The organism is Microbacterium sp. FW305-3-2-15-F-LB2, from assembly GCF_058787255.1.
In genome coordinates this window covers 1,472,967-1,485,118 of record NZ_JBYSZO010000001.1, presented here as the reverse complement: position 1 = coordinate 1,485,118, position 12,152 = coordinate 1,472,967, and the positions used below count along the sequence as shown (strand labels likewise).

The 12,152-nt window shown below is 69.8% G+C and carries 12 protein-coding genes; 9 read left to right on the top strand and 3 right to left on the bottom strand.

The annotated features are described in order from the left end of the window. The first annotated feature begins 54 nt into the window (after positions 1-54). The 5 genes from polA (at position 55) to AC3WLZ_RS07205 (ending at position 7,811) form a co-directional block, all read left to right on the top strand. Positions 55-2,694, top strand: a complete 2,640-nt coding sequence (gene polA / locus AC3WLZ_RS07225; RefSeq protein WP_492469591.1) for a DNA polymerase I — start codon at positions 55-57, stop codon at positions 2,692-2,694. A 68-nt stretch (positions 2,695-2,762) separates the two neighbouring features. After that, positions 2,763-4,439: a DUF885 domain-containing protein gene (locus tag AC3WLZ_RS07220; protein WP_412924412.1), complete on the top strand. Its 1,677-nt coding sequence runs from the start codon at positions 2,763-2,765 to the stop codon at positions 4,437-4,439. Between the two features lie 95 nt (positions 4,440-4,534). Next, positions 4,535-5,593: an LLM class flavin-dependent oxidoreductase gene (locus AC3WLZ_RS07215; RefSeq protein WP_492469590.1), complete on the top strand. Its 1,059-nt coding sequence runs from the start codon at positions 4,535-4,537 to the stop codon at positions 5,591-5,593. Further along, the gene (locus AC3WLZ_RS07210; protein WP_492469589.1) at positions 5,590-6,930 is read left to right on the top strand and encodes an MFS transporter; all 1,341 of its coding nucleotides are present in this window, start codon (positions 5,590-5,592) and stop codon (positions 6,928-6,930) included. Before AC3WLZ_RS07215 ends, AC3WLZ_RS07210 begins: the two co-directional genes overlap by 4 nt. Before the next feature lie 80 nt (positions 6,931-7,010). Next, positions 7,011-7,811, top strand: a complete 801-nt coding sequence (locus AC3WLZ_RS07205; RefSeq protein WP_492469588.1) for an SGNH/GDSL hydrolase family protein — start codon at positions 7,011-7,013, stop codon at positions 7,809-7,811. On the opposite strand, the gene AC3WLZ_RS07200 is transcribed toward AC3WLZ_RS07205, so the two are convergent. Then, the gene (locus tag AC3WLZ_RS07200) at positions 7,781-8,353 is read right to left on the bottom strand and encodes a dihydrofolate reductase family protein (protein WP_492469587.1); all 573 of its coding nucleotides are present in this window, start codon (positions 8,351-8,353) and stop codon (positions 7,781-7,783) included. The two genes, AC3WLZ_RS07205 and AC3WLZ_RS07200, sit on opposite strands and share 31 nt — an antisense overlap. Positions 8,354-8,435: 82 nt before the next feature. Between AC3WLZ_RS07200 and AC3WLZ_RS07195 the strand changes: the two genes are divergently transcribed. The 3 genes from AC3WLZ_RS07195 to AC3WLZ_RS07185 are packed head-to-tail and all read left to right on the top strand — an operon-like array spanning position 8,436 to position 10,356. Then, positions 8,436-9,098 carry an arsenate reductase/protein-tyrosine-phosphatase family protein gene (locus tag AC3WLZ_RS07195; protein ID WP_492469586.1) on the top strand — a complete coding sequence of 221 codons (663 nt, stop codon included), beginning with the start codon at positions 8,436-8,438 and terminating at the stop codon, positions 9,096-9,098. 17 nt (positions 9,099-9,115) lie between these two features. Beyond that, a complete protein-coding gene (locus tag AC3WLZ_RS07190) occupies positions 9,116-9,517 on the top strand; it encodes an arsenate reductase ArsC (protein WP_412924406.1) in 402 nt (133 codons plus the stop codon). 32 nt (positions 9,518-9,549) lie between these two features. Continuing rightward, positions 9,550-10,356 carry an SDR family NAD(P)-dependent oxidoreductase gene (locus AC3WLZ_RS07185; protein ID WP_492469585.1) on the top strand — a complete coding sequence of 269 codons (807 nt, stop codon included), beginning with the start codon at positions 9,550-9,552 and terminating at the stop codon, positions 10,354-10,356. Here the strand turns inward: AC3WLZ_RS07185 and AC3WLZ_RS07180 are convergent. Beyond that, complete coding sequence (locus AC3WLZ_RS07180; RefSeq protein WP_492469584.1) at positions 10,353-10,664, bottom strand: hypothetical protein; 312 nt, start codon at positions 10,662-10,664, stop codon at positions 10,353-10,355. The two genes, AC3WLZ_RS07185 and AC3WLZ_RS07180, sit on opposite strands and share 4 nt — an antisense overlap. 98 nt (positions 10,665-10,762) lie before the next feature. Beyond that, on the bottom strand, positions 10,763-11,128 hold the full coding sequence (locus AC3WLZ_RS07175; RefSeq protein WP_412924402.1) for a MerR family transcriptional regulator: 366 nt from the start codon (positions 11,126-11,128) through the stop codon (positions 10,763-10,765). 112 nt (positions 11,129-11,240) lie between these two features. Between AC3WLZ_RS07175 and AC3WLZ_RS07170 the strand changes: the two genes are divergently transcribed. Beyond that, positions 11,241-12,143: an NADP-dependent oxidoreductase gene (locus tag AC3WLZ_RS07170; protein WP_492469583.1), complete on the top strand. Its 903-nt coding sequence runs from the start codon at positions 11,241-11,243 to the stop codon at positions 12,141-12,143. Positions 12,144-12,152 lie beyond the last annotated feature (9 nt).

Here is a 12,152-nt window from a genome sequence, read left to right as displayed (position 1 = left end):
CCTTCCGAGGGCCGCGGCCGGGGGAGTGTCCGTGGTTCTCGTTACGCTGGACGAGTGACGGATGCCGAAAAGCCTACTCTCCTCGTCGTCGACGGCCACTCGCTGGCCTACCGGGCGTTCTACGCCCTCCCCGTCGACAACTTCTCCACGAAGGACGGTCAGCACACGAACGGCATCTACGGCTTCCTGTCGATGTTCGTCAACCTGGTGAAGGCCGAGAAACCCACGCATCTCGCGGTCGCTTTCGACACCTCGAGGCAGTCCTTCCGTACGAAGGAGTACAGCGAGTACAAGGCCAATCGCAGCGAGTCCCCGGCCGAGTTCAAGGGACAGATCCCGCTCCTGCAGGACTGCCTCCGCGCCCTCAACGTCCCCGTGCTGACGAAGGAAGAGGTCGAGGCCGACGACATCCTGGCGACCCTCGCGACCGAGGCCTCCGCCGAGGGGTTTTCCGTGCTCGTGTGCTCGGGTGACCGCGACACGATCCAGCTGGTCAACGACGACATCACGCTGCTGTACCCGAACGTGCAGGGCGTGTCGCAGCTCAAGCGCTACGACACCGAAGCCGTCATCGAGAAGTACGGTCTGCCGCCCGCGCAGTACCCCGAGATCGCGGCACTCGTCGGCGAGACGAGCGACAACCTCCCGGGCGTGCCCAAGGTGGGGGAGAAGACCGCCGTGAAGTGGCTGACGCAGTGGGGTTCGCTCGAGGCGCTGCTCGATAATGCCGACAAGGTGACCGGCGTCGCGGGCAACAACCTGCGCGAGCACCTCGACGACGTCACGCGCAACCGCGCGTTGAACCGTCTGCTGCGCGACGTCGAACTGCCCCTCGGGCCCGCCGATCTGGCCGTGCAGCCCATCGACACCCAGGCCGTGCGCGACATCTTCGCCCGCCTCGAGTTCCGAACCCTCCTGCCGCGCGTCTTCGACGCGTTCGGCGCCGATCCCGCCGCGGGTGCCGAGCCGGCCCTGCCGACGGCCACCGCGCCGGTTCCGGCCGTTCTCGACGCGGAGGGCATCGCCGCCTGGGCGACCTCGGCCTCCGGTACCGTCGGCGTCACGGTGGATCTAGCCGGACAAACGCCATCGCGGATCGGCCTGGCAACCGCGGACTCCGCGGCCGAGGCCGACTGGACCGACGCCGTGCGCGACGCTCTTGCCGGGTGGCTGGCATCCGATGCCCCGAAGACCTTCGCCGGCGCGAAGCCCCAGCTGAAGGCCCTCGCCCGCCACGGCGTCGAGGTCGGAGGGATCGCCGACGACGTGATCCTCGCGGGGTGGCTCGTGCGGCCGAGTTTCCCCGACAAGACGCTGGCCGACCTCGTCGACCGCTACCTCGGTGAGAAGCTTCCCGAGGCCGATCCGACGCAGCTCGTACCCGAGACCGAGGGTGCCACCCCCGGCCAGCTGTCGTGGTACGTGCGTCGGGTGTCGGATGCCCAGCGCGAGGAGTTGCCGGGCCGCGTGGCCGAGGTGCTCGACACCATCGAACTGCCCACGCTCAGCGCCCTGGCCGACATGGAGCTGGCCGGTGTCGCCGTCTCGCATGAGAAGCTGGCGCGATTCTCCGGCGAGTTGGCTGCACGGGCCGACGAGCTCGCGCAGCAGGCGTATGCCTCGATCGGCCACGAGGTCAACCTGGGCTCCCCGAAGCAGCTGCAGGAAGTGCTCTTCGACGAACTGCAACTGCCGAAGACCCGCAAGACCAAGAGCGGATACACCACGGATGCCGCGGCGCTGGCCGACCTGCAGGAGAACGCGCACCACCCCTTCCTCGACCTCCTGCTGCGTCACCGCGAAGCGACCAAGCTCAAGCAGATCATCGACGCCCTCGACGCGGCGATCGGCCCCGACGGCCGCGTCCACACGACATACGTGCAGACCGGCAGCCAGACCGGACGCCTCTCGAGCACCGACCCGAACCTGCAGAACATCCCGATCCGCACCGAGGAGAGCCGTCGCATCCGCGCCGCGTTCGAGGTCGGCGAGGGATACGAGACGCTCCTGACTGCCGACTACTCGCAGATCGAGATGCGCATCATGGCTCACCTCTCCGGTGACCCCGGGCTCATCGAGGCGTTCAACTCCGGCGAAGACCTGCACCGATTCGTCGGCTCCCGCGTGTTCGGGGTCGAGCCGTCGGAGGTCACGCCGGCCATGCGCACCAAGGTCAAGGCCATGTCGTACGGTCTCGTCTACGGGCTGTCGGCGTTCGGGCTGTCGAAGCAGCTACGGATCGAGCAGTCCGAGGCCAAGCAGCTCATGCTGGAGTACTTCGCCCGGTTCGGCGCCGTGCGCGACTACCTGCGCGGATCGGTCGAGCAGGCCCGGCAAGACGGGTACACCGAGACGATCTTCGGGCGCCGGCGGCCGTTCCCCGACCTCACGAGCATGAACCGTGTGCTCCGCGAAAACGCCGAACGCGCCGCGCTCAACGCCCCGATCCAGGGCAGCGCCGCCGACATCATGAAGATCGCGCTGTTCCGCATCCGCGAGGAACTGGCATCCACGGGTCTGCGCTCGCGTGTGCTGCTGCAGATCCACGACGAACTCGTGGTCGAAGTCGCGCCGGGGGAGTGGGACGCGGTGGAGAACATCGTCCGAGCCCGGATGGCCGACGCCGCCGACCTTTCCGTGCCCCTCGACGTGCAGATCGGTCGCGGCGGCGACTGGGACGAGGCCGGGCACTGACCCCGGCCTCGGGGTGGCGGTCGGCGCCCCGGGTGGTCAGGCCCCCGGCCCATGCCTAGGCTCGACCTATGACTGATGCACAACGCACTCCCACGGCGATCGACACGATCGCCGACGCGTGGGTGGACACCCTGGCCGAGCGCGTGCCGACGCTCGCGACCTACATCGGACGCACGGAATACAACGACCGTTTCGGCGACTACAGTCCGGAGGGCGCCAACGAGCTCGCCGATCAAGCCCGGGCGACCAAAGCAGCCCTCGACAACGCCACTCCCGTCGACGCGATCGACGAGGTCACGAGAATGGACCTCGGTCGCGAGCTCGACCTGCACCTCGAACTCCACGCCGCGAACACGCACCTGCGCGACGTGAACGTGATCGCCTCGCCCGCTCAAGACCTGCGGCAGGCGTTCGACCTCATGCCGACCGCGACGATCGACGACTGGTCGACGATCTCGACGCGTCTGAAGGCCCTGCCCGCGGCGATCGACGGGTACATCGCGACGTTGCGCGAAGGCATCGCTCGGGGTGTGGTCCCCGCACGGCGTCAGGTGACGGAGGTCGCGACCCAGATCGCGCGCTACACCGCCGACACCGGCTTCTTCGCCGAGTTCGTGGGGGACGCGGGCCCCGACGAGGGGCAGTTGCCCGCGTCGCTCGCGCGCGACCTCGATCAGAACGCCGGTGCCGCGCGCGTCGCCTACGACGCACTGGCATCCTTCCTTTCGTCCGAGCTGGCCCCCGTCGCGGGCGAGACCGACGGCGTGGGCCGCGAGCTCTACGCCCTGCACTCGCGTCAGTTCCTCGGCGCCACCATCGACCTCGACGAGACGTACGACTGGGGTGTCGAAGAGCTCGCGCGCATGGTGGCCGAGCAGGAGTCGATCGCGAACGAGATCCTCCCCGGCGCCAGCGTCGAAGAGGCGGTGGCGTTCCTCGAGAAGGATGAGTCGCGGAAGCTGCACGGCACCGCGGCCCTGCAGGAGTGGATGCAGCGCACGAGCGACCAGGCGGTGGAAGAGCTGGGGCGCACCCACTTCGACATCGCCGACCCGATCCGCCGCCTCGAGTGCATGATCGCCCCCACGAAGGAGGGCGGCATCTACTACACCGGTCCCACTGACGACTTCTCGCGCCCGGGCCGCATGTGGTGGTCGGTGCCGGAGGGCGTCGACAGCTTCGACACGTGGCGCGAGCTGACCACGGTCTATCACGAGGGCGTTCCGGGTCACCACCTCCAGATCGCTCAGGCCGTCTACAACCGGGGTCAGCTGAACTCGTGGCGGCGTCTGCTTGCCGGAACCAGCGGACACGCCGAGGGCTGGGCGCTGTACGCCGAACGCCTCATGGAGCAGCTCGGCTACCTCGACGACCCCGCCGATCGCCTCGGCATGCTCGACGGGCAGCGCATGCGCGCAGCGCGCGTCGTGCTCGACATCGGCGTCCACCTCGGCAAGCCACGGCTGGACGGCGAGGGCGTCTGGGATCACGACTACGCGCTCGCGTTCATGCTGCGCAACGTCAACATGCCCGAGGAGTTCGTCCGGTTCGAGGTCAACCGCTACCTCGGTTGGCCGGGACAGGCTCCGTCGTACAAGGTCGGCCAGCGCATCTGGGAGCAGGTGCGCGACGAGGCTCGCGAGAGAGAGGGCGCCGACTTCTCGATGAAGGCGTTCCACACGAAGGCGCTGGGAATCGGCGGCGTCGGACTCGACACACTGCGGGCTGCTCTGGCATCCGCGTGAATCGAGATCGGGGCGTTTCCCCGAGGAGACGCCCCGATTCTCGGGAATACCGCCGGGGGGCATAAAGTTCATTCATCCGAATGCAAGGAGACGCCATGAACGATCGCCCGCTCGAGCTCGGACTCGACACCTTCGGAGACATTTCCCGCGGACCCGACGGGAGCCTGCAGTCCGACGCCCAGACGATCCGCAACGTCGTCGACCAGGCCGTGCTCGCCGACGAGGTCGGGCTGTCGTTCTTCGGCGTGGGGGAGCACCACCGCAAGGACTTCGCGGTCACGAGCCCCGAGATCGTCCTCGCCGCCGCCGCAGCCCGCACGAAGAACATTCATCTCGGCACGGCGGTCACCGTTCTCTCGTCGGATGACCCGGTGCGGGTCTTCGAGCGCTTCTCCACCCTGGATGCCGTGTCGAACGGCCGCGCCGAGGTCATCCTCGGCCGCGGATCGTTCATCGAGTCGTTCCCGCTGTTCGGATACGACCTGCGCGACTACGAGCAGCTCTTCGAGGAGAAGCTCGAGCTGTTCTCGCTGCTCCTCGACGAGAAGCCGGTGACGTGGTCGGGACGCACGCGCGCCGCCCTCGAGGACGCCGACGTGTACCCGAAGACCGAGAACGGGCTGAAGGCGTGGGTCGGCGTCGGCGGATCGCCGGAGTCGGTGGTTCGCGCTGCGCGGTACGGCTACGGCCTCGTCCTCGCGATCATCGGTGGCTCGTCCGCGCGATTCCGTCCCTTCGCCGACCTGTACCGTCGGTCGCTCGAAGAGTTCGGCAAGCCGCAGATGCCGATCTCGGTGCACTCGCCCGGGCACATCGCCGCTACAGATCAGCAGGCGTGGGAAGAGGCGTACGAGGGCGTCGCCGAGCTCAACAACACGATCGGCCGCGAGCGCGGGTGGCCCGAGTACAACCGCCTGCGGTTCCAGCACGACGTCGGCCCCGAGGGATCGATGTACATCGGTTCGCCCGAGACCGTCGCCCGCAAGATCGCCGCGACCGTTCGGGCGCTGGGCAACACGCGTTTCCAGCTGAAGTTCGCCAGCGGATCGATCTCGCACGACCGGCTCCTGTCGAGCATCGAGCTGTACGGCACGCGCGTCCTCCCGCTCGTGCACGAGATGCTCGCCGAGACCGAGACGGCCGGCATCCGGTGACCACCTCGACCGACGTCGCGGCCATCGCGGAACGCCTCGACGCTCTCCCGTTCACCCGCCGCCACGCGCGGGTGCTCGGCGGATCGGGGATCGGCTGGGCCCTGGATGCCATGGACGTCGGGCTCATCTCGTTCATCATCGCCGCGCTCGCGGCGCAGTGGCAGCTCGCGCCGTCCGAGACGTCATGGATCGCGTCGGCCGGTTTTGCCGGGATGGCGATCGGCGCGAGCCTGGGCGGGCTGCTCGCCGACCGGTTCGGCCGGCGCCGCGTCTTCGCGATCACGCTCCTCGTCTATGGCGTGGCGACGGGAGCGAGCGCGCTCGTCGGCGGGCTCGTGGCTCTCCTGATCCTCCGTTTCATCGTCGGGCTCGGCCTCGGTGCGGAGCTGCCCGTCGCGTCGACCTACGTGAGCGAGTTCGCTCCGGCCCGGATGCGCGGCCGCGTCATCGTCTTCCTCGAGGCGTTCTGGGCGATCGGCTGGACGGCATCCGCCGTGATCGGCTACCTCGTCGTCCCCTCATCTGCCGACGGCTGGCGCTGGGCGTTCGCGCTCGGCGCGATCCCCGCCGCGTACGCGCTGCTCGTGCGCTGGGGGCTGCCCGAGTCGCCACGCTGGCTCTCGAGCCGGGGGAGGGATGCCGAGGCTTCGGCGATCGTACGCGACTTCGAGGCGGCTGCCGGTCGAGTGTCGTTCACCCCCGCTCCGACCGAGACCGGCCCGACGCATGCCGCGCCTCGCGCCCGGGTATCCGCGCTGTGGGCGGCACCGCTCCGCGGCCGGACCGCGGCGCTGTGGGTGCTGTGGTTCTGCGTGAACTTCTCGTACTACGGGGCGTTCATCTGGATCCCGACGATCCTCGTGTCGCAGGGGTACGATCTGGTGCGGTCTTTCGGCTTCACGCTCATCATCACGCTCGCTCAGCTGCCCGGGTACGCCGTCGCGGCGTGGCTCATCGAGGCGTGGGGGCGCCGGGCGACGCTGGCGACGTTCCTCTCCGGGTCGGTGGTGGCCGCGGTGTTGTTCGGCACGGCATCCGGTGAGGTCGCGGTGATCGCCGCGGGGATGGCGCTGTCGTTCTTCAACCTCGGCGCGTGGGGCGCGCTGTACGCCGCCACCCCCGAGACCTACCCGACGCCGTTGCGCGCAACGGGCGCGGGCTGGGCCGCAGGCGTGGGCCGCATCGCCTCCATCGTCGCGCCGCTGACCGTTCCGCCGCTGCTGGGTCTCGGCGGTGCGCCGCTGCTGTTCGTGGTGTTCGCGGCGTTCTTCGCCGTCGCGGTCGTGGCCGCGCTGTTCCTCCGCGAGGAGCGGGGCCGGGCGCTGGCCGAGGGCTGAGTTGGGCGCGCGCGCCCGCTGCCCGGTTTGGGGCCCCCGCGCCGCGCCTCGGCCCCGGCGCCCGCGCGTAGGCTGAGCGGATGGCATCCGTGCGCTTCGTCGCCATCGGCGACTCGTTCACCGAAGGCGTCGGCGACGAGCTGCCCGACGGCACCGTCCGCGGTTGGGCGGATCTCGCGGCGCAGGGCTGGGCGGATGCCATCGGCGAACCGATCCAGTACGCGAACCTCGCGATCCGCGGGAAGCTCGTGCAGCCCATCGTCGATGAGCAGCTGGAGCCGGCGCTGGCCCTCAAGCCGACCCACCTCTCGTTCAACGGCGGCGGCAACGACATGCTGCGACCCCGCACCGGCATCGAGCGGATCGTCGACGTCTTCGATCACGTGCTGCGCCGATGTGATGAGGAGGGTGTGCAGCTGATCGTGCTGTCCGGGGCGAACCCGTCCGCGGGGCTGCCGCTCGGCCGGGTCGTCCAGACGCGGGGCGATCGTCTGTCGCACGCGGTCGAAGCGCGGCTGCGGAGCCGCCCCGACGTCATCACGGCATACAACTGGTTCGACCGCGAGCTCGCCGGTGGCGACTTCTGGTCCGTCGATCGCCTGCACATGAACGCCCGCGGTCATCACCGTGTCGCCGCCCGCGTGCTGGAATCGGTGGGCGCTACGGCGCCGGCCGAGTGGTGGCACCTTCCGGAGATCCCCGAGATCCAGCGACTGAAGGGCACGGCGTACTACCGCGAGCACGTCGCACCGTGGGTGCGCCGACGCCTGACGGGGACCTCGTCGGGCGACGGACGCGCAGCGAAATTCGGAGGCGGCTGGACGACGTTGACTCCGCTGCCGGAACGGGATCAGGCCTCGGACGTCCCGCCCACCGCGTAGACGAGCTCTACGAACTGGCCCGCGCGCTTCGCGTCCACCAGCGTCAGCCGGTCGGCACCGAGCACCCGGGGGAGGAGCGGCTTCCCCGAGCCGAGGGTCACCGGCGCGACGGAGAGACGGATCTCGTCGAGCACCCCCGCGTCGATGAACTGTCCGGCGAGGTCGCCGCCGCCGACGATCCACACGTCGCCGTCGGCAGCGGCATCCCGGATCGACTCCCACTGCGCCTGGACACCGCCGGACACCAGACGGATGTCGGCCCCCGGCACGGGCGGCAGTGAGCGCGATGAGAAGACGAAGGTCGGCCGCGTGCCGTAGAACCCCGCCCACTTCTCCGGCTCGTCGAGGAGCCGCTCGTGGCGGAGAAGCCATTCGTATGTCGCCGAACCCATCACGAGCGCGCCGACCCCGGAGAGGAAACCGCCGAACGCCGCCTCCGCCTCGTCGCTGCCGGGAACGGCGAAGAGCCAGTCGAGCGTGTCGTCGGTGGTCGCGAGATATCCGTCGAGGGTCGTGGCGGTATGGAAGATCGTGCGCGTCATGCCCCGCACGGTACCGGTGACGTCCGACACCGCAGGACTACGGGAGTTGCGAATCGCATCTAACTCAACCACTATTGAGGCGATGTCCTCCGCCCCTCTCGAACTCCGCGCCGCGCGGCATGCCGCGCTGGCGGAACCCGCACGGCTGCGCGTCGTCGACCTGCTCGCGCTCGGCGACCTGTCGCCGCACGAGCTGGGGGAGCGGCTCGGGATGGCATCCAATCTCCTCGCACACCACCTCAAAGCCCTCGATGCGGCGGGACTGATCGAGCGCCGCCGGTCGGAGGGCGACGGTCGCCGCAGCTACGTGCGTCTCGTCGCGGACGCCCTGCCCGCGGAGGGGCGCGACGCAGCCCTCCGCGCTCCGCGGGTCGTGTTCGTGTGCACCGCGAACTCCGCCCGCTCGCAACTCGCCGAGCACCTCTGGCGAGCGCGCACGTCGATGGAGACCGCCTCTGCCGGGACCATGCCCGCCGACGGCGTCGCCGCGGGCGCGGTCGCCGTCGCCGCCGTGCACGGACTCGACCTGTCCGGGGCCATTCCGAAGACTCTGGATCAGGTGGAACGACCCGACGACCTGCGCATCACGGTGTGTGATCGCGCGCGCGAGACGCTGGCATCCACCGATCTGCACTGGTCGATCCCCGACCCCGTCCGCGTCGGCACGCCCGACGCGTTCGAGGCCGCCTTCGACGAGATCTCCCACCGCATCGACGCCCTGCTGCCGCACGTGCGCGCCGCCTGACCCCGAGAGAGAATCCCATGTCCCGTCCCACCGTCCTGTTCGTCTGCGTCCACAACGCCGGTCGATCGCAGATGGCCGCAGGCTACCTGCAGCACCTCGCGGGCGACCGCATCGACGTTCTTTCGGCCGGCTCCGAGCCCAAGGATCAGATCAACCCCGTCGCGATCGACGTCATGGCCGAGGAGGGCATCGACATCGCGGGGAACACCCCGAAGATCCTCACGGTGGATGCCGTCCGCGAGTCCGACGTCGTCATCACGATGGGGTGCGGCGACGCGTGCCCGATCTTCCCCGGCAAGCGGTACGAGGACTGGCAGCTCGACGACCCGGCGGGACAGGATGCCGACGCGGTCCGCCGGATCCGAGACGACATCCGGGGCCGGGTCGAGGCGCTGATCGGAGAACTCGCGACCGCGTGATCGGTGTCGGCGACCGGGTCTAGGGTCGAGCCATGACCCGCATCGCACTCGTCACCGGTACCTCCAGCGGCATCGGTCTGCACACGGCCATCGGCCTCGCGCGGGCCGGCCTCTCCGTCGTCGCGACCGTCCGCGACACCTCCCGCGCCGATGCGCTCCGCGAGGCAGCCGACACCGCGGGCGTCACCCTCGACATCCGCGCGCTCGACGTCACCGACGCCGATGCCGCCGCGGCGCTCATCGCCGACCTGGGCGTCGTCGACGTTCTGGTCAACAATGCCGGCCGCGGAGCCGTTGGAACCCTCGAACAGCTCTCGGATGCCGACCTCCAGGCGCAGCTGGACACGAACTACCTCTCCGTCGCCCGGCTGACACGACTGGTGTTGCCGGGGATGCGCGAGCGGGGTCACGGTCGCATCGTGACCGTCACGAGCGTCGGGGGAGCGGTGGGGCAGCCGTTCGCCGACGCCTACTGCGGTGCGAAGTTCGCTGTCGAGGGGCTCATGCAGTCGCTCGCGCCGGTCGTCGCGCCCTTCGGCATCGATGTCGCGATCGTAGAGCCGGCCGCGGTCGCGTCGTCGTTCACGGCATCCGTGGATCGCTACGAGGGCGGCCCGTACCAGGCGCAGCTCGACGCCTACATCCAGCGCACGACCGCGTCGTTCGCTCAGGCGCAGTCCGCGGAGGATGCCGCGAGAACGGTGATCGAGGCGGCCACCACCGAGTCGCCGAAGTTCCGGTGGCAGACTTCGGAGGCCGCCGTCCGGTTCGCCGGACTCTCGCTCGGCGACCTCGACGGGTCGCGGGTCATCGGCGTGACGTCGGAGTGGATCCGCTAGAGCTGCGCGATCAACAGGAGTCCCACGACGATTTCGAGCAGCACCCCGACGGCCAAAAGGCAGGGGAGTCCGGGGCGCGACGTCGTCGCGCCGAGTCCGAGCGCGATGAAGCCCGTGATTCCCCAGATCACCGAAGAGAACCAGAACACCACGATCGGCAGGAGGACCGCCATGCTCGACGCGCCCGACACCGTCGCGTTCAGACCGAAGGTCCACAGCAGCACGAATGTCAGGGCTGTCAGCGAAATGGTCGACAGCACGATCGATGTCGTGCGGCGACGGTCGCGGGGGAGTCGGGGGGAACTCATCGCGTCAGCGTATCGGTGACGGGGGAGGAGGCGTCCGATCGATCACGGCCCTCTCGCCGCGAGGAGCAGCCCACCCACGTCGGCGGGGGAGGCATCCGTCACCTCTTGTCTTGGTCGAGATAGGCACTGGCCGCCTCGAGGATGTGGCCGAGCTGGGCCCGGACCGCGATGAGCTCGTCGATCTGCGCGGAGAGTCGTGCATACTCCTCGCGCATGACGGCGACGGAGGCCGCCGTCGTGTGCTCGGACGGCGCGTCGACGCACGGCAGCAGCTCCGTGATCTTCGAACTCGTCAGGCCCGCCGAATAGAGCTGCTGGAGCAACCGCACCCTGCCGACGGCGCCGGCCTCATAAACACGTTGCCCGCCGCGAGTGCGTTCGGAGTGCAGGAGCCCCTGTTCCTCGTAGTAGCGGAGCGCCCGGACGCTGACACCGGCGGACGCGGCGACTTCACCGATCTTCACCCTGTCCTCCTTCGATTTGAACCTGACGCTGACGTCAGGTCATAGCGTAGGCCTCGAACGCGGACCCACGGGGTCCGATCCCCTCGACACCCAGCGACGTCTCGGAGACCTCATGCGCGCAGCACGCTTCCACGAATACGGCACCCCCGAGGTGCTCTCCATCGAAGACGCGGCCGAGCCGCACGCCGGCCCCGGCGCGGTGCGGATCCGAGTCCTCGCCGCCAGTGTGAACCCGATCGACGTCCTGCTGCGCGGCGGTGTCCTCCGGGCCGCATTGCCCCTGGCCCTCCCCGCGATTCCCGGCCGGGATGCCGTCGGAGTCGTCGACGAGGTGGGGCCCGGCGTCACCGGAACGAACGTCGGCGACGTCGTCTTCGGCCTCGGTGGCGTGAGCGACACGACCGCGGAGTTCGCCGTGCTGACCGCATGGAGCGACGTCCCTGAGAACTGGACCGTGGAGCAGTCGGCGGCGGCGGGTCTCGCGTCGGCCACGGCGGCGCGTGCGGTATTCGCGCTCGGCGACCTCGACGGACGCACGCTGCTCGTGGAGGGCGCCGGGGGAGCGGTCGGGAGCGCGGCGGCGGCGTTCGCCCGCGCGGCGGGAGCGCGGGTGGTCGGCACCGCACGGCCGGCGAAGCACGATCAGTTGGCAGCGGCGGGAGTGGAACCGACGCCATACGGCCCCGGCCTGGCAGACCGTGTGCGAGCCCTCGCACCGCAAGGCGTGGACGCCGCGATCCATGCCGCGCCGTCGCCGTCGCTTGCCGATCTGCTCGAGATCGTGGGCGACACGACGCGCGTGGTCACGGTCGTCGACGCGCAGGGCGCGGCGCGCCTGGGCGTTCGACACGTGAACGCGGCGAACGAATCGGCACTTCTCGAGTACGCCGCGGACCTGGGCCGCCGGGGCCTTTACCTTCCCCGCGTCGACCGCGTCGTGCCGCTCGCCTCCATCCAGGAGGCGCATGCCCTGGCCGAGAGCGGGAGCGGGAAGATCGTCGTGTCCCTGACGTGATCCGCGGAC

Bases quoted from the DNA above. Each gene is read 5' to 3' on its own strand.
- AC3WLZ_RS07220 (WP_412924412.1), top strand. From the start codon at position 2,763: ATGACTGATGCACAACGCACTCCCACGGCGATCGACACGATCGCCGAC.
- AC3WLZ_RS07215 (WP_492469590.1), top strand. From the start codon at position 4,535: ATGAACGATCGCCCGCTCGAGCTCGGACTCGACACCTTCGGAGACATT.
- AC3WLZ_RS07205 (WP_492469588.1), top strand. From the start codon at position 7,011: ATGGCATCCGTGCGCTTCGTCGCCATCGGCGACTCGTTCACCGAAGGC.
- AC3WLZ_RS07200 (WP_492469587.1), bottom strand. From the start codon at position 8,353: ATGACGCGCACGATCTTCCATACCGCCACGACCCTCGACGGATATCTC.
- AC3WLZ_RS07195 (WP_492469586.1), top strand. From the start codon at position 8,436: ATGTCCTCCGCCCCTCTCGAACTCCGCGCCGCGCGGCATGCCGCGCTG.
- AC3WLZ_RS07190 (WP_412924406.1), top strand. From the start codon at position 9,116: ATGTCCCGTCCCACCGTCCTGTTCGTCTGCGTCCACAACGCCGGTCGA.
- AC3WLZ_RS07185 (WP_492469585.1), top strand. From the start codon at position 9,550: ATGACCCGCATCGCACTCGTCACCGGTACCTCCAGCGGCATCGGTCTG.
- AC3WLZ_RS07180 (WP_492469584.1), bottom strand. From the start codon at position 10,664: ATGAGTTCCCCCCGACTCCCCCGCGACCGTCGCCGCACGACATCGATC.
- AC3WLZ_RS07170 (WP_492469583.1), top strand. From the start codon at position 11,241: ATGCGCGCAGCACGCTTCCACGAATACGGCACCCCCGAGGTGCTCTCC.